Source organism: Cupriavidus necator A5-1 (assembly GCF_000744095.1).
Classification (GTDB): domain Bacteria; phylum Pseudomonadota; class Gammaproteobacteria; order Burkholderiales; family Burkholderiaceae; genus Cupriavidus; species Cupriavidus necator_A.
The window spans coordinates 879119-896038 of the sequence record NZ_JQLI01000008.1 but is presented as its reverse complement, the minus strand read 5'-3'; the positions used below and the strand labels follow the sequence as shown (position 1 = coordinate 896038).

14 protein-coding genes, 1 tRNA gene and 1 pseudogene are annotated in these 16920 nt (G+C 68.8%); 9 read left to right on the top strand and 7 right to left on the bottom strand.

The genetic code is table 11. From position 1 onward, the window contains the following. Window positions 1-10 precede the first annotated feature (10 nt). The 5 genes from K307_RS28355 (at window position 11) to K307_RS28335 (ending at window position 4829) form a co-directional block, all read left to right on the top strand. The gene (locus tag K307_RS28355; protein ID WP_042884157.1) at window positions 11-700 is read left to right on the top strand and encodes a response regulator transcription factor; all 690 of its coding nucleotides are present in this window, start codon (window positions 11-13) and stop codon (window positions 698-700) included. A gap of 70 nt (window positions 701-770) precedes the next feature. Next, window positions 771-2330, top strand: a complete 1560-nt coding sequence (locus K307_RS28350; protein WP_042884155.1) for a sensor histidine kinase — start codon at window positions 771-773, stop codon at window positions 2328-2330. Then, window positions 2327-2662 carry a DUF4212 domain-containing protein gene (locus K307_RS28345; protein ID WP_042884154.1) on the top strand — a complete coding sequence of 112 codons (336 nt, stop codon included), beginning with the start codon at window positions 2327-2329 and terminating at the stop codon, window positions 2660-2662. Before K307_RS28350 ends, K307_RS28345 begins: the two co-directional genes overlap by 4 nt. 247 nt (window positions 2663-2909) lie before the next feature. After that, a complete protein-coding gene (locus K307_RS28340) occupies window positions 2910-4607 on the top strand; it encodes an MFS transporter (protein ID WP_042884153.1) in 1698 nt (565 codons plus the stop codon). A 145-nt stretch (window positions 4608-4752) separates the two neighbouring features. Next, window positions 4753-4829 (top strand) — tRNA-Met (locus K307_RS28335). A 5-nt stretch (window positions 4830-4834) separates the two neighbouring features. Here K307_RS28335 and K307_RS50435 read toward each other — a convergent pair. Continuing rightward, window positions 4835-4969 (bottom strand): hypothetical protein, encoded by a 135-nt coding sequence (locus K307_RS50435; RefSeq protein WP_268989228.1) that lies wholly within the window; start codon window positions 4967-4969, stop codon window positions 4835-4837. 53 nt (window positions 4970-5022) lie between these two features. Between K307_RS50435 and K307_RS49885 the strand changes: the two genes are divergently transcribed. Further along, window positions 5023-6261 (top strand): fimbrial protein, encoded by a 1239-nt coding sequence (locus tag K307_RS49885; RefSeq protein ID WP_230626148.1) that lies wholly within the window; start codon window positions 5023-5025, stop codon window positions 6259-6261. A 64-nt stretch (window positions 6262-6325) separates the two neighbouring features. Here K307_RS49885 and K307_RS28325 read toward each other — a convergent pair whose 3' ends face one another. The 4 genes from K307_RS28325 to K307_RS28305 all read right to left on the bottom strand — a co-directional run bounded on the left by K307_RS28325 (window position 6326) and on the right by K307_RS28305 (window position 10819). Then, the gene (locus K307_RS28325; RefSeq protein WP_042884151.1) at window positions 6326-6913 is read right to left on the bottom strand and encodes a YcbK family protein; all 588 of its coding nucleotides are present in this window, start codon (window positions 6911-6913) and stop codon (window positions 6326-6328) included. A 30-nt stretch (window positions 6914-6943) separates the two neighbouring features. Beyond that, entirely contained in the window at window positions 6944-8647 is a 1704-nt protein-coding gene (locus K307_RS28320) for a L,D-transpeptidase family protein (protein WP_080745255.1), read from the bottom strand. A gap of 615 nt (window positions 8648-9262) precedes the next feature. Further along, the gene (locus K307_RS28310) at window positions 9263-9673 is read right to left on the bottom strand and encodes a carboxymuconolactone decarboxylase family protein (RefSeq protein WP_042884149.1); all 411 of its coding nucleotides are present in this window, start codon (window positions 9671-9673) and stop codon (window positions 9263-9265) included. Between the two features lie 81 nt (window positions 9674-9754). Next, entirely contained in the window at window positions 9755-10819 is a 1065-nt protein-coding gene (locus tag K307_RS28305) for a CaiB/BaiF CoA transferase family protein (RefSeq protein WP_042884148.1), read from the bottom strand. A 388-nt stretch (window positions 10820-11207) separates the two neighbouring features. Here K307_RS28305 and K307_RS28300 point away from each other — a divergent pair, with 388 nt between their 5' ends. Beyond that, a complete protein-coding gene (locus tag K307_RS28300; protein WP_042884147.1) occupies window positions 11208-11648 on the top strand; it encodes a universal stress protein in 441 nt (146 codons plus the stop codon). Window positions 11649-11696: 48 nt separating this feature from the next. On the opposite strand, the gene K307_RS28295 is transcribed toward K307_RS28300, so the two are convergent. Beyond that, a complete protein-coding gene (locus tag K307_RS28295; RefSeq protein ID WP_042884145.1) occupies window positions 11697-12743 on the bottom strand; it encodes a serine/threonine protein kinase in 1047 nt (348 codons plus the stop codon). A gap of 18 nt (window positions 12744-12761) precedes the next feature. Then, a pseudogene (locus K307_RS28290) lies at window positions 12762-14368 on the bottom strand (DEAD/DEAH box helicase). A 315-nt stretch (window positions 14369-14683) separates the two neighbouring features. Between K307_RS28290 and K307_RS28285 the strand changes: the two are divergent. Together K307_RS28285 and K307_RS28280 are read left to right on the top strand one after the other, a co-directional pair. Beyond that, a complete protein-coding gene (locus K307_RS28285; RefSeq protein ID WP_042884144.1) occupies window positions 14684-16369 on the top strand; it encodes a ClcB-like voltage-gated chloride channel protein in 1686 nt (561 codons plus the stop codon). 124 nt (window positions 16370-16493) lie between these two features. After that, a complete protein-coding gene (locus tag K307_RS28280; protein ID WP_042884142.1) occupies window positions 16494-16889 on the top strand; it encodes a hypothetical protein in 396 nt (131 codons plus the stop codon). Window positions 16890-16920 lie beyond the last annotated feature (31 nt).

Here is a 16920-nt window from a genome sequence, read left to right as displayed (position 1 = left end):
GGAGACAACCATGCGCATTTTGATTGCCGAAGATGACGACGTGCTGGCCGACGGCCTGACGCGCTCGTTACGCCACTCGGGTTATGCCGTCGACCACGTCGCCAGCGGCCTCGAAGCCGATTCGGCGCTGTCGACCCAGACCTTCGACCTGCTGATCCTGGACCTGGGCCTGCCGCGCATGTCCGGGCTGGAGGTGCTCAAGCGCCTGCGCGCGCGCGGCGCGATGCTGCCGGTGCTGATCCTGACCGCCGCCGACAGCGTCGACGAGCGCGTCAAGGGCCTGGACCTGGGCGCCGACGACTACATGGCCAAGCCCTTCGCGCTGTCCGAGCTGGAGGCGCGCGTGCGCGCGCTGGTGCGGCGCGGTGCCGGCGGCGGCGCCACGCTGATGCGCCACGGGCCGCTGTCCTACGACCAGGTCGGGCGCATCGCCTACCTGAACGACCAGATGCTGGACCTGTCCGCGCGCGAGACCGGCCTGCTGGAAATCCTGCTGACCCGCAGCGGCCGGCTGGTATCCAAGGAGCAGCTGGTGGACCACCTGTGCGAGTGGGGCGAGGAAGTCAGCAACAACGCGATCGAGGTCTACGTGCACCGGCTGCGCAAGAAGATCGAGGTGGGCGGCATCCGCATCGCCACGGTGCGCGGGCTGGGCTACTGCCTGGAGAAATTCCAGCCAGCCGTCGCTGCCCAACCCTGACAAACTCCGTCCGCCGATTTCATTTCTCCGCAGGCGAACCCGCGACCGGACCTGAGCCCACACCGTCGAGATGAGCCTGCTGCGACTGCCCTGGCGGCGCCCGCACCGCGCGGTGCCGCCCCCCTCCCCCACCGCGGCGCCCGACGCCGATGCCGCCGACCAGGAACTGGCCGACGCGCTGCCGCACCTGGAAGAAAGCACCGCGCATCCGGCGCCGCGCTCGCTGTTCGGCGAGATCCTCGACTGGATGCTGGCGCCGCTGTTGCTGCTCTGGCCAATGAGCATCGCGGTGACCTACCTGGTGGCCAAGTCGATCGCCAACGGCCCCTTCGACCGCGCGCTGGAGGCCAGCGCCATCGTGCTGTCCCAGCAGGTGCGCGAGGTCAACGGCCGCGTCACGCTGCAGCTGCCGCTGTCGGCGCGCGAGATCCTGCGCGCCGACGAGACCGACAACATCTACTACCAGGTGGTGGGCAAGCGCGGCGAGTACATCGCCGGCGACCACGACCTGCCACTGCCGTCCGAGGAGGACCAGGGCCATGCGGGCCTGGTGTCCCTGCGGGATGACCGCGTGGCGGGCAACGACGTGCGCGTCGCCTATACCTATATCGACCTCAAGCAAGTCAGCGGTACGCAGCCGGTGCTGGTACAGGTGGCAGAGACCCTGGACAAACGCGCGCGGCTGGCCAACGAGATCATCAAGGGCGTGATCCTGCCGCAGTTCGTAATCCTGCCGCTGGCGGTGGTGCTGGTGTGGTTCGGGCTGTCGCGCGGCCTCGCGCCGCTCACTGCGATCCAGCAGCGCATCCGCACGCGCAACCCGGGCGACACCAGCCCCATCGACGAACGCGCCGCGCCGCAGGAAATCACGCCGCTGGTGGGCTCGTTCAACGAATTGCTGGCGCGACTGGACCAGTCGGTGCAGACGCAGAAGCGCTTTATCGCCGATGCCGCGCACCAGATGAAGACGCCGCTGGCGGGGCTGCGCATGCAGGCCGAGCTGGCGCAGCGCGAGCAGTCGCCGGAAGAGCTGCGGCGCTCGCTGGCGCAGATCGCCGGCAGCTCGGAGCGCACCGCGCACCTGGTCACGCAGCTGCTGTCGCTGGCGCGCATGGAGAACCTGGCCGGCACCGGCGGCATGGCGGCGCTGGACCTGTCGGCGCTGGCGCGCGAGGTGGTCAAGGACTGGCTGCCGCAGGCCTGGGCGCGCGAGATCGACCTGGGGCTGGATGCGGACGACCATCCGGTGATGGTGCAGGGCAACCGGCTGATGCTGACCGAGATGCTGAACAACCTGCTCGACAACGCCATCCGCTACACGCCGCGCGGCGGCCATGCCACCGTGCGTGTCAGCGCCGATGCATTCGAGCCCTTCGCCTACCTGGACGTGGAAGACACCGGGCCGGGCATCCCGCCGGCCGAGCGCGAACGCGTGATGGAGCGGTTCTACCGCGTGCTCGGCACCAATACCGAAGGCAGCGGCCTGGGCCTGGCCATCGTGCGCGAGATCGTGCATCAGCACGGCGGCGATGTGCAGATTTCCGACCACGTCTACCAGCAATCGCCGCGGCTCGCGGGCGCGCATTTCCGCGTGACGCTGCGCCGCCCCACCGAGCCGCCAGCAGAATGAGCCAGCCCCCCTATCGTCCCGATGCCCGCCAGCGCCAGGCCTGGCATCGCAACCTGCGCTGGATCGCCGGCCTGCTGTGCGTCTGGTTCGTGGTCACCTTCGTGGTGGCCTGGTTCGCGCGCGAGCTGCGCTTCGATTTCTTCGGCTGGCCGTTCTCGTTCTGGGTCGGGGCCCAGGGCGCGCTGGTGGTGTACGTGCTGATGGCCGCGCTCTACGCCTGGCGCATGAACCGCGCCGACGACGAAGCTGACAGGGCGACCGACAGCGCGGACGCGCCCGCTCCCCTGCCTTCGCAGGGTGCTTCGCGCGGTGCAGGCATCGATGCTGCATAGCCGCACGCCGGCAAAGCGCTTGGCGAAGCCATCCCGCGGCGGAAAGCGCGTGCGTCGCAGCATGCCAGGCACCCCGCACCGCTAGCGTATACCCCGACAATTTCGGCCTTTTTGCGCACGAATCTGTCAGAACTCAGTAAGTTTCGCCTCCCACAATCCACTGCAACTCAGGCTCCCGGCCAGCGGCACGGGCCTTTCCCGCGTTGCCGCGCCTTGCCCGAGATCCATTCCAGACGGAGGAGACAAAATGGCAAACGTGCAGAACGTCGCGGTGCCCGGAGGGGGCGCGCAGAACGCACCGATGACCCACGAAGAACGCAAGGTGATCCTTGCCTCGTCGCTGGGCACGGTGTTCGAGTGGTACGACTTTTACCTCTACGGCTCGCTGGCGGCGATCGTCGCCAAGCAGTTCTTCGCGGGCCTGGATCCGACCTCGGCCTTCATCTTCGCGCTGCTCGCGTTTGCCGCCGGCTTTATCGTGCGGCCGTTCGGCGCACTGGTGTTCGGCCGCCTGGGCGACATGATCGGGCGCAAGTACACCTTCCTGGTGACGATCCTGATCATGGGCATGTCGACCTTTATCGTCGGCCTGCTGCCCGGCTACGCCACCATCGGCTGGGCCGCGCCGATCATCCTGATCGCACTGCGCATGCTGCAGGGCCTGGCGCTCGGCGGCGAGTACGGCGGTGCCGCCACCTACGTGGCCGAGCACGCGCCGCACGGAAAGCGCGGCGCCTACACGGCCTGGATCCAGACCACCGCCACGCTGGGCCTGTTCCTGTCGTTGATCATAATCCTGCTGTGCCGCGAATTCACCGGCCCCAACTTCGAGGTCTGGGGCTGGCGCATCCCGTTCCTGCTGTCGATCCTGCTGCTGGGCATGTCGGTGTATATCCGCCTGTCGATGAACGAGTCGCCGGCGTTCCAGCGCATGAAGGCCGAAGGCAAGACCTCCAAGGCCCCGCTGACCGAGTCCTTCGCCCAGTGGCGCAACCTGAAGATCGTGATCCTGGCCCTGCTCGGCCTGACCGCCGGCCAGGCCGTGGTCTGGTACACCGGCCAGTTCTACTCGCTGTTCTTTCTTACGCAGGTGCTCAAAGTCGATGCCAAGACGGCCAACCTGCTGATCGCCGGCGCACTGGTGATCGGCACGCCGTTCTTTATCTTCTTCGGCTCGCTGTCGGACAAGATCGGCCGCAAGTGGATCATCATGCTGGGCTGCGCGCTGGCGGTGCTGACCTACTTCCCGCTGTTCAAGGCGCTGACCCACTACGCCAACCCGGCGCTGGAGCGTGCCCAGCACACCGCGCAGATCGTGGTGACCGCCGACCCGAAGCAGTGCTCGTTCCAGGGCAGCCCGATCGCCCGCGAGATCGACTTCCGCAGCTCGTGCGACATCGCCAAGCGCACGCTGGCGCAGGCATCGGCCAGCTATGACGTGGTCGAGGCGCCGGCTGGCACCATGGCCTCGGTCAAGATCGGCGACAAGGAGATCAAGGCCCTCGATGCCCAGGTGACGAACGGCCACAGCTTCGACGACGCCAGCAAGAAGCAAATCGCGGCGTTCAAGAAGGAAGTGGGCGACTCGATGGCCGCGGCGGGCTACCCGACCAAGGCCGACCCGGCGCAGATGAACACGATCATGGTGCTGGTGATCCTGGTCATCCTGGTGATCTACGTCACCATGGTGTACGGGCCGATCGCCGCCATGCTGGTGGAGATGTTCCCGACCCGCATCCGCTACACCTCGATGTCGCTGCCGTATCACGTCGGCAACGGCTGGTTCGGCGGCCTGCTGCCCACCATCTCGTTCGCGCTGGTGGCCCAGAACGGCAACATCTACTACGGCCTCTGGTACCCGATCATCATCGCGGCGTTCACCTTCGTGATCGGTGCGCTGTTCGTGCGGGAAACCAAGGACGTGGACATCTACGCCCACGACTGACGCCGGTCCGGCGGGCAACGACGACGGCAGGCCATCCGGCCTGCCGTTTTTTTTGGCACTGGCCTGGCGGCCGCACGCTCTCGAAAAATCCTTGCACGAAGGTGTTGACAGCCTCGAAAGCCCAGGTATAATCTCAGTCTTCGTTGGCGAATTAGCTCAGTCGGTTAGAGCGACGGAATCATAATCCGCAGGTCCGGGGTTCGAGTCCCTGATTCGCCACCATCTATTTAAAAAGCCGCGATCCCCCACGGGATCGCGGCTTTTTGCTTTGGCGATTCGCTGAAGATGCCACGCACGGGCACGGCAAACCCGCCGGCCTGCCACGTGACGATGATGGGCTGAGATGCGATGCGGCATTTCATCACGTCATCGTGACCAACGGATTGGGTAGACCAAGCCTGATCAGCGGGATCTAGTGGCAGTGCGCTTCCGCTTGCTGTTTCGTGCCTTCCTTGGCTTTCAGAAGATTTTCATCCTGAGCCAGTTCTACACTCGCTGCTTCCAAAAACTGGCAAGCCGGCGCAGGGCCGCCGGCCATCGGAGGGCTTCGATGCAGCATCCACACCGACTTCCTGTCATGCAAATAGCTGCTGGCACCCGGGATCGCCACGCATTGCCGCGCCGGCGTCCACACCGATGCCTTCCGCCGGCATGCCTGGCCGCACTCGCATGGCTGGCCATGACGGGCAGCGCGCATGCTGCAGGATGTACCACGTCTGCCAATCCCCTGAGCTTCAGCCTGCCCGCCGGCAACTTTGCCGTGCCCCGCGACGCGCCCGTCGGCACCCGCCTGACACCCTTCCCCATCGCCCCCACTGGCTCGCCATACCGCAATACCTGGTTGTGCGATCTGCCCGCCAACAACTGGGCCGGTCCCGAGGTGCGCACTGTGCTGGCACCGGCGGGCATGGACTTTACCGAGGACGGTGTGCGGCACGCCGTTTTCCAGACCGACCTGCCGGGCGTCGGCATCATCATTGGCAAGAAGGTGGCCACTCCTTCGGGATGGACCACGGAAACGACCATCATGACCTCCTGGAATGAGGTCATCAGTTGGGTCAACAGCGGAGCCCGTCGAAGGCGGCGCAGTTCGGCGTCACCACACGGGCCGCCTTCGTCAAGACCGGTCCGATCGCCGGTGGGGCCGTCAATCTACGAAACGTCGGCCAGGCGCAGATGGATAGGGCCGCGGGTGGGCTTGCTGGATCTGGTCTTCACCGGTGGCCCGACATTCACCGCCGCGGCATGCACCACCTCGAACGTGCTCGTCGACCTGCGCTCGCACAAGAACATGGGGTTCAGCGGCACCGGCACGACGACCGCACCCACCGGTTTCCAGATCGGACTGAACCACTGCCCCGCCGGGCTGAACCGCATCCAGTACCGCGCGGATGCCGTCACCGCCGTTGCCGATGCGAACCGCTCTGTGGTTTCGCTGGACGCGGCCTCGGGTGCACGCGGTGTCGGGGTGCAGTTGCTGGATGGACAAGGCAACGTGCTGCCCCTGGGCAGCAACCTGACGCTTGCCGGCTACAACCCGGCAGTGGGCGGCAACCACGCCATTCCGCTGCAGGCGCGCTACTACCAGACCGCGGCGCCGGTGACGGCGGGCTCGGCCAACACATCGGTGACGTTCACGCTGACGTATCAGTGAGCCGGAGAACCGGTCCGTTCCAGTGAGGACGGTCCGTCGCCGGCCCAGCGGAGGCGAGGCGAACTTACCAGTAGCGCACGCGGCCGGTATCGAGGTGGACGAATTGCTCGCCCTGGTAGAAACCCACGCCGCCGGCCTGCAATGACTTGGCCGCGTCGCGGACATCGGACAGAGAGACGCCCGGCACGCGAATATCGATGGCCTTGCCGTCCATATGCAGGCTGTGCTTGGCCACGCCGCCGCCGCGCGTGTTGCGCAGCTTCGAGTTGGTGGCCGCGCTGCGGTAGCCGGAAATGACCTGGAACGGCTTGTCGGTGGCGAGTTCGCGGCGCACCCGGAACAACACTTCGAACAACTGCGGGTCGATCACGCCGACATCGCCCGAATAGTGGTCGCGCAGGAAGCCGTTAAGCGAGGTCAGCGCATCCGGCAGGAAGCGGTCGCCCACGGCGTACACCAGCGAAATATGCTCGCCGGTATGGGTATGGTCGAAAGTGAGCTTGCGGGCGTCTGGCAGGCTTGCCAGCGAGTGTCCATCCGGCAGGCTTGCCAGCGCCTTGCGCGGCGCCAGCGGCATCAGTCCGGCGGCCAGCGCCAATGTCCCGGTGGTATGAAGAAAGCGGCGGCGTGCCTTGCGCGTCGCATCAGTCATGGTACTTCCTCTAGATGTGCGAGCCGCGCCTTATGGCGTGGAGCCCCTGGCGCGTGCGAGTGCTGGCAGCGTGGCGCGCCCGGTGCGTTGCCGCAGCGCGTTGTCCAGCAATTTATCGTGACCGTAGATGTCTGGGAGAAAGGATACACGACCATCGGCCCGCGCGATGACCGTGCCGTAGGCCAGCACCACGGGCAAGGGCTGCTGCAGGCGCACGGTTTTCGACTTGCCGCGCGTCATCGCTTCGTGGATGCGCGCTTCGGTCCACTCCGGCATGTCCTGCATCACGAACTGCGCCAGCGCCACCGGCGTCTCGACGCGGATGCAGCCGTGGCTGAAGTCGCGCCGGTCGCGCTTGAACAGCTGCGGCGTGGGCGTGTGGTGCAGGTAGATGTTCTCGTTGTTGGGGAACGCGAACTTGATGTCGCCCAGCGCATTCGTCGGGCCCGGGCGCTGGCGGATGCGCATGCGGCCATTGAGCACCGCGTCCAGGTTCTCCTCTGACAGCGTGGTCACCGCCTTGCCGTCGCCGGTCACGAATTCCAGCCCTTGCCGGTTGAAGTAGCCAGGATCCTGGCGCAGGCGCGGGATGGTCTCGCGTTTGGCGATCGACGGCGGCACGTTCCAGTACGGGCTGAACTCGATATAGCGCATGTCCTCACTGAACAGCGGCGTGCGCGTATCGAGCGCCTTGCCGACGATCACCTTCATTTCCAGCTTGATGTCGAGCTTGCCGTCGCGCACTTCATACGCGCGCAGCATGAACTCGGGGACGTTGACAACGACCATGCGCGGACCGTCCAGCGGCGTCCAGCGCATGCGCTCCATGGTCAGTTCAATCTGCCGCACACGGCTGGCGATGGGTGCGTTGAGCTGCGCCAGCGTGGCCTGCCCGATCACGCCGTCGGGCTGCAGGCCGTGCCGCGACTGGAACGCCTTGACCCCTTCGACCAGCGCGCCTTCATAGCGCGGCGGCACCGGCGTCCCCGCCGGCAGGTCGCCCAGTCCGGCCAGGCGGCCGGCCAGCGCCGCGATGCCCGCCCACCGCTGGCCCGGCGTGAGCTTGCTGTCGGGCAGCGCTGGCAGTGGCTGCAACCAGACCGGCTGCCTGGCGATCTCGCGATACCGGGCCAGCGCCTGGCGCAGCGTGCCATACAGCGGGAATGACGGCGCGGCCTGCTGGACGGCGTCGGGCAGCCGGTGCTGTGCCACGGCATCACGCAGCACCGTGGCGACATCGAAGGGGCGGTCGGCTTGCGGGCTGAAGTTGGCGTGGACGGCGCGCGGGTTGACGCGGCCGGCGTGCAGGTCGGCCACCATCCGCTCCATTGCGGCAGTCAGCGCCGCATCGAGGCGCGCCGCGGCGTCGGGTGGCAGCACGGGGCCGGTTGCCGCCTGGGTCACCGCCTGGCGCAGCGCGTCGGCATCGTAGTCGCGGGGATCCAGGCCATCGGCGGCGACACCGCCGAGCGCGTCGACCGCCTGGCGGGCTTCCGGCACCGGGCGTCCCTGGGCGAACCACAGTGGCCCTTGCGCCGGCGCCGGCGCTTGCGCGAATGCGGCCGGCAGCGCCGCCGCGCAGGCCAGCACTGCGGCGCCAAGACTGCGCGCGAGCCACGCGCCGCGACCATGTATGGCGGCCTCGCGCACGGCCAGAACGGAAGGTTTTCGGGCAGGCGTGGCCGCTGGGGTCGCGCCGGTCCGGTGTGCTGCAGCAGTCAGGATCAGAGGCATCGAGCGGATGGGTCACATTCGTCGTACACGACCACAGTCTACCCGCGTTGGCGCGATGGCGCGGCCCACCGCAGCATCACCGGGCAGTCGTGCACGATCAACGGCAATGACACCGGCGCCAAGCCTTCACGGTGGCGCTGCCGGCAGTGCGAAACAAGCTCGTCATCAACGCGCCACCGCATCACAGTTCGCAGGAGTGTGGCCACTGCGGTCACACTCACCCGGACAACCGGCCGCCGCAGGCCGTATTTGTTTAACCAACGCTGCGACTTCCGTGCCAACGCGGACCACAACGCAAGCCTGGTGATTCGCGACCGCGGCGTGGCTATGGTCCTGTCGGGTGAGTTCTCGACCAAGACCCGGAAGAAGACGATGCGCCTGAGAACCAAGGTAGGGGCGGGATGCTCCGAACCGGGGGCCGAAGGGCTCCCTACGTCAGGGAAGACCCAGTCAGTCGACGCGCGGGTCACCGCACGGCGCATGAGTCACTGAATCTGGAAACCCCCGCTACAAGCCGAAGGCTTTAGCGGCGGGAGTATTCATGCGCCGAATCCTCGCTACGCGGCTGCAGCAATCTCTGCGCCGCCCTCGGATGGTTCCGTAGCGGACGATGCGCTAGCCATTGGTGGCGTCGAGCACTTCAGTGAGCTTGCGGCTGGCGTCCAGCGCCGCAGGGAAGCCGCAGTAGACCGCGCTGTGCACCATCAGCTCACGCAGTTCCTGCGGCGTGACGCCGTTGGCAAGCGCGCCGCGCAGGTGCCCGGCCAGTTCCTGCGGCCGGTTCAGCGCGATCAGCATCGACACCGTGGCCAGGCTGCGCTGCTTGCGGTCCAGCCCTTCGCGGGTCCAGACCGTGCCCCAGGCGAATTCCGTGACGAGCTGCTGCAGGCTGGTGTCGCCCTGCTGCGCGGCGGCGTCCAGCGCGCGCTGTACATGGGTGGGCCCGAGCACCTCGGTGCGCACGTCAAGGCCGGCCTCGAAGGCGGGCGTCGGGCTATAGGCGGGAGGTTGGGTGGGTTCGGCCATGGTATGTGTCTCCGGTGCAAGGGGATGACGCATGGTAGCCGAACCGGTGCGGATGCCCGCGGCGCGCGGCCGCGGGGCCGGTCACTCCGTGCCGGCGGGCAGGAAGCGCGGCGCCGGCGCCGAGCGCGGCACCTCGCGCTCGCCCTGCTGGTACAGGCGATAGGTGCCACGCGCCTGGTTGTGCGGATGGCGTGCGGCCTCGTCAAGCGTCAGCACGCGCGCGAAGCATACGTCGGTGCCGCCCAGCACCGCTTCCCAGTGCGTGCTCGGCTGCGCCGCGACGCAGGCGGCAATGTGCGCCTTCACCGCGGGCCACTGGGCGCGGTCGTATTGCGCGGCAGGATCGATGTCGGTCAGTTCGAGCCGCTCGAGCAGCTCACGGTAGAACTGCGGCTCGAGCGCGCCCAGCGTGATGGCGCGGCCGTCGGCGCAACGGTAGACGTCATAGAACGGCGAATCGTGGAAGGGGCTGGGCTGTGGACCACCCAGCGTGCCCGCGGCGCGCGAGACCTGCACCAGAGAGCCCAGCATGGCGACGATATCGGTGATCGCGGCATCGACCACGCAGCCCTCGCCGCTCGCGCGAGCGCTCAGGATCGCGCTGGTGAGGCCGAAGGCGAGGCCGAGCGCGCCGGTGGCATCGCCCATCACCGTCGGCGGCACCATCGGCAGCGCGTCGTCGCGCGCGGCCATCGACAGCAGCCCGGTCAGCGCGATGTAGTTCAGGTCATGGCCGGCGCTCTGCGACAGCGGGCCGGTCTGGCCCCAGCCGGTCATGCGGCCGTAGACCAGGCGCGGGTTGCGCGCGTGGCAGGCCTTGGGGCCCAGGCCGAGCCGCTCCATCGCACCGGGGCGCAGCCCTTCGATCAGCGCATCGGCGCCGGCCACCAGGTCCAGCGCGGCGGCCACGCCTTCGGGCGACTTCAGGTTCAGCTGCACCACACTCTTGCCATGCTCGAGTTCCATCTCGGGCGGCACGGGCTGGCCGCGCAGGATGCGGCGCGCGTCCGGCGCGACCGGGCGCGTCACCAGCGTGACGTCGGCGCCCAGGCCGGCCAGCATCGCACCGCACAAGGGGCCGGGGCCGATGCCTTCGAACTCCACCACCTTGATGCCGCGCAGGGGCAGCATGCCTTGCTCACTCATGATCGTCGTCTCCGGGGTCGCCGTCCGCCCGTGCCGTGGGCGCGGTGGCGGCTTGTATTCGCTATGTTGGCTGATCGGGCGTGCCGCGGCAAAGGCGCGCGCGGGCTCGGGAGCATGCTACGCGCCACGGCGCCGGCGCGGCAATGGCCAAATGTTTCAGGCAGGTTGACGCATTTATCCTGCCGAAGGCGGCGGCCGGCAATCGCACTGCCGCATCGCCGATTTCCGAACCAACTTGATCCAAGTCGTGTCCGAGCAGGAAACAACCTGCCATGATGGTTCCAGATGGCGGCGGCGCACCGCGCCGCCCGATTTCACCGATCCCCGCCATGCGGCGGTGTTCCTCAACCTGGCTCGTCCGACAGCCCCCATCCAGGAGATTTCCGTCATGACCAATATCGTGCTCGCCACCGACGGCTCGGCCTTCAGCGACGCCGCGGCGCGCTTTATCGCCGAAGGCAAGCTGCTGCAGAGCGGTTTTACCGTGCATGTCGTGCATGTGGCGCCGGAAGTGAGCGGCCAGGTGCGCGCCTTCGTCAGCAAGGAAACCATCGACGACTGGCACAGGGAAGCCAGCGACAAGGCGATGGCTGGCGTGTGCGACATCCTGGCGGCGGCCAATGTGTCATTCGAGCGGCACGCACTGCACGGCTTTGCGCCGGAGAAGATCGTCGCCTATGCGCGCTCGGTCGGTGCACAGGCCATCGTGATGGGCACGCATGGGCGCGGCTCGTTCTTCGATGCGGTGATTGGTTCGGTGGCGGGGCGCGTGCTGGCGCAGGCGGAATGCCCGGTGCTGCTGGTGAAGGCGCCGGAGAAAAAGGGGTGATCTGAGCGGGAGAAAACCGGCGCCCTCAGGGGCGCCAGTGACTCAACCTCAAGCGCCCCACAGGGGCGCTTCGTCCATCAGCGCCACCTGTTCGCGCAACTCCAGGATCCGGTCCTGCCAGTAGCGCGCCGTGCCGAACCACGGGAAGGCGGCGGGAAACGCCGGGTCGGCCCAGCGGCTGGCAAGCCAGGCGCTGTAGTGCAGCAGCCGCAGTGTGCGCAGCGCCTCCACCAGCCATAGCTCGCGCTCGCGGAACTCGGCAAAGTCCTCATAGCCGGCAACGATATCGGCCAGCTGGTCCTGCATGGCCGCGCGGTCGCCTTCGAGCAGCATCCAGATGTCCTGGATGGCGGGCGCCATGCGGCTGTCGTCGAAATCCACGAAATGCGGGCCCGGCGCGCCGTGGGTACCGCCGCGCGCGTCGTCCTCGTCGATCCACAGCACGTTGCCGCGGTGGCAGTCGCCATGCACGCGCAGCAGGCGCACCTCGCCGGCGCGCTCGTAGCAGCGGCGCACGCCGTCCAGCGCCAGGTCCGCCACCGACTGCCATGCGGGCAGCAGGTCGGCGGGGATGCAGCCGCTGGCCAGCAGCCAGTCACGCGGGGCGATGCCGAAGGTGTCGAGGTCGAGTGCGGGGCGCGCCTCGTAAGGCTGCGCAGCGCCGAGCGCGTGGATGCGGCCGATGAAGCGGCCGAGCCAGGTCAGCGTGTCGGAGCGGTCCAGCGCGGGATCACGGCCGCCGCAGCGGGGAAATACCGCGAAGCGGAAGCCGGCGTGGTGCAGCAGCGTACCGGCCTCGCCCGGCGCCAGCGCCATGGCGGGCACGGCCGGGATCTCGGCATCGGCCAGTTGCTGCACGAAGGCGTGTTCTTCGAGGATGGCCGCGTCGGTCCAGCGGCCGGGGCGGTAGAACTTGGCGACGACCGGCGCGGCATCCTCGATGCCCACCTGCCAGACGCGGTTCTCGTAGCTGTTGAGCGCCAGCAGGCGCCCATCGGGGCGCAGGCCGGCGCCTTCGAGCGCGTCCAGCATCAGCTCCGGCGTCAGGCCGGCGTAGGGTACGCCGGGGTCGGCCGGGGCGTCGGACGCGTGCATGGTGTCAGCCTAGTCAGCTCAGCGCGCCGGCTTGCGGTTGCCGCCGAGCAGCGCGGCCTGCGGCGCGGGGCGGCGGTTGCGTGCGGGGCCGGCGCGGCGTCGTGCGCCGGGCGCGCGGGCTGGGCCGCGGCGCGCTGCTGGCCGCGCGCCGGGTCCTGGCCGTCGCGGCGCGGTGCGGGGTTGCGCGCGCCGGCGGGCTGGCCGCTGCGGCTGCCGTTGCCCGAACTGTTGCCGGAACCGTTGCCGCGCGAGCCGCCTTCGGCGGCGCGGGTGCGCGGCTGGCCTTGCGGCTGGCCGCCCTGACCCTGGCGCGGCTCGCGCGCGGGACGCTGGCGTTGGACGCCCTCGCCTTCGGCGCCATTGCCGGCCGGACGTGCCTGGCCGCGTCCGCGCCCCTGGCTTGGGGCCTGGCCGCCACCGCCGCGCTGCTGGCGGCCCTTCTGGATCGGCTCGGGCGCGATGCTCGGATCGACCTCGAAGCCAGGCAGCACGGTCTGCTCGAGCTTGCGCTTGATCAGCCGTTCAATATCGCGCAGCAGCGCATGCTCGTCCACGCAGACCAGCGAGATCGCCTCGCCCTCGGCGCCGGCGCGGCCGGTGCGGCCGATGCGGTGCACGTAGTCTTCCGGCACGTTGGGCAGGTCGAAGTTGACCACGTGCGGCAGCTGGTCGATATCGATGCCGCGCGCGGCGATATCGGTCGCCACCAGCAGGCGCAGCGTGCCGGCCTTGAACTCGGACAGCGCGCGCGTGCGCGCCGACTGGCTCTTGTTGCCGTGGATCGCCAGCGCCGACAGGCCGTCCTTGGTCAGCTGCTCGGCCAGGCGATTGGCGCCGTGCTTGGTGCGCGTGAACACCAGCACCTGGTGCCAGTCATGCTGGCGCACCAGGTGGGCCAGCAGTTCGCGCTTGCGCTCGCGGTCCACCGGGTAGACGCGCTGGTCCACGGTTTCGGCGGTGGTGTTGCGGCGTGCCACCTCGATCGAGGCCGGGTTGTTCAGCAGCCGGTCGGCCAGTGCGCGGATATCGTCCGAGAACGTTGCCGAGAACAGCAGGTTCTGGCGCTTGGCCGGCAGCACGTTGAGGATCTTGCGGATGTCATGGATGAAGCCCATGTCGAGCATGCGGTCGGCTTCATCGAGCACCAGCAGTTCCACCTGCGACAGGTCGATGGTGCGCTGGGACACGTGGTCCAGCAGGCGGCCGGGCGTGGCCACCACGATCTCGACGCCGCGCTTGAGCTGCTCGATCTGCGGGTTGATGCCGACGCCGCCGAACATCACCATGGAGCGCAGGCGCAGGTACTTGCCGTAGTTGCGCACGCTCTCCTCAACCTGGGCGGCCAGTTCGCGCGTGGGGGTCAGCACCAGCGCGCGTACCGGCAGCCGGGCCGGGCGCTGCGCGCCGTTGGCGGCACGGGCGGCGGCGGTGTCGGACAGCAGCTGCAGCATCGGCAGCGTAAAGCCGGCGGTCTTGCCAGTGCCGGTCTGGGCGCCGGCGAGCAGGTCGCCGCCCTTGAGGATGGCGGGGATCGCCTGGGCCTGGATGGGGGTCGGCGTGGTGTAGCCCTGTTCGGCCACGGCACGCACAATCTTGTCGGACAAACCGAGTTCAGAGAAAGACATGAATTGCTGCTTCGGCCATCGCTGCGCACGTGGTGCGCCTAACGCCGGATGGCTCGTGTAATCGATAGCGCTATCGGATCAGAAAAGGGCGAAAGTGGCCGGGGGCCAGCCTGGGGGGACCACCGGGGCCCGGCCGCGCAAGAAAGGTCGCTAGTGTACCAGTCCGGGGCGAGCCGGTTCTGCACATGGCCCGGGCCCGCATGCACGGTGGCGCACACTGGTCCGGGGCGGGTGGCGCTGCGCTATCATGGCTGCCTCCCCCGGCCACCATCCCGGCCCCCTGCCCGGCCCTGCCCGGCGCCCCGGAAAGCCGCCATGCGCTTGCGATTCCTCGAAGACCAGGAAGTCACCCTGTTCGCGGCCATCCCGGTCGGGATCGTCGCGGCCATCGCCACCACTTTATTCAAGGAGGCGCTGGAAGGCGCCGGCGTGGTGCTGTTTTCCAGCCACGCCGACGTGGTTGCCGTCTTCGCCACGCTGGCGCTGGTGTGGCGCGTGGTGGTGCCGGCGCTCGGCGGAGCGCTGGCCGGCGCGCTGCTGGTGCTGGCCAACCGGCTCGCCAGCAGCCATGGCGGCGCCACCGACTATATGGAAGCGGTAGCCAACGGCAGCGGCCGCCTGCCGGTGCGCATCACGCTGCTGCGCGCGCTGTCGTCGTTCTTCTCGATCGTCAGCGGCAGCTCGGTCGGCAAGGAAGGCGCCATGATCCAGCTGGCGGCGCTGTGCGGCTCGCTGTTCCCGTCGACGCGGCTGGAGCGCGGCGGCGGCTCCAATATGCGGCGCATGCTGACCGCGTGCGGTGCTGCGGCGGGCCTCGCCACCGTCTATCACACCCCTTTTTCCGCCGCCGTCTTCGTTGCCGAAGTGGTGTTCGGGGCACTGGCGGTGCAGCGACTGATGCCGCTGTTCCTCGCATCGGTGGCCGGAGCGATGGTCAGCCAGTGGCACGGCGGCCTGCAGCCGCTCTATCCCGGTCTGGACATTGCGCCCGACCTGCGCCCCCACATCTTGCTGGCCGCGGCCGCACTGGGCGTGGCCGCCGGCATCGCGGGGGCGCTCTTCATGCGCGCGGCCGGCTTTGCGCGCAGCCGCTTCGCCGGCGTGCCGGGCGGGCCGGTAGCGCGGCTGGCGCTGGGCGGGGCGCTGGTCGGCGTGCTGGCGATGGCGGTGCCAGAGGTAGTGGGCAACGGCTACTCCACCATCCAGACCATCCTGCAGGAGCAGCCGCTGAGCGTGCCGGTGGCCGGCGTGCTGCTGGCCAAGCTGGTGGCGACCGTGATCAGCATGGGCTCGGGCGCGGTCGGCGGAGTGTTCACGCCATCGCTGTTCGTCGGCGCGGCGCTCGGGCAGTTGCTGGCGATCGGGATGCAGGGGTCGGCGGCCGGCGCCGCGCCACTGCTGCCGCTGGTCGGCATGAGCGCCTTCCTGGCCGCCACCAGCCAGGCGCCGCTGATGTCGGTGCTGATGGTGTTCGAGATGACGCTGGCGCCGGCGCTGCTGCTGCCGTCGATGATCGGCGCGGTGGCGGCCTACTACACGGCGTCGCGCTGCCAGACGCTGTCGCTGTACAGCGTGATCGCCGAGCGCGCGCAGGCCTCGGCCGCGGCCGAGCATGCGCGCACGCTGACGCTGGCGGGCCTGTGCGACCCGACCGACACGGTGCTCGATCCCAACGCCACGCTGGCCGCGGCGGCGGACAAGTTCGCCGAGGCCGGCACGCGCTATCTCTACCTGGTGGAACCGGACGGCCGCCTGCTGGGCGCGTTGTCGATCCATGCCTTGCAGCGCGCCCAGCGCGAGGGCGCGCCGGATGACGTGCTGGCGCTGGCCGAGCGCGATTTTCCGGCGCTCACGCCCGATTCGCGGCTGCGCGACGCGCTGGCGGTGTTTGCCGAGCACGCCATCAACCGCATCCCGCTTGTGCGCGACACCACCAGCCGCGAACTGATGGGCACGGTGTCCAAGCAGCGTGTGCTGCAAGAGGCATCCTGCCTATTCTGAGCACAAACCCGCCCCGCGCGCCGCGAGGCTGGCGAGCGGGTAAAATGGCGGGTTGCGCCCGCCTTCGGGCCGTCCCCCGCTTCGTCCTACTTAACGCTTCGTCCTTTTTGCCGGAGTTCTCCCCATGCCAGCAGGTCGTGATGCGCGCCGCCAGGCGCCGGAGTCTGTCAAACCCTTGCGCGGGCGCTTGCGTGCGCTGGCCTGTGCCGGCGCCCTGCTGCTCGGCGCAGCCAGCGCGGCGGCCCAGCCGGTGCGGGTGATCCCGGACGATGCGCAGGCGGCAAAGCTGGTCATCGCCACGCCATCGGCCGGCGCGCCGCAGACGGCCACGCTGGACGGCAAGACCGTGGGCGTGGCGCCGGGTCTGCGCCTGTTCGGCACCGAAAACCAGTTGCTGGCCACTGCCGCGGTGGCGGGCCAGAAGCTGCCGGTGCGGTACAAGCTGGACCTGTACGGCCAGCTGCTGACGGCCTGGGTGCTGAGCGAGCCCGAACAGAAGGCGCTGAAAGCAAAATCGTAGTCCCCCCAGAAGTGCGACCGGCGTGCCCCAC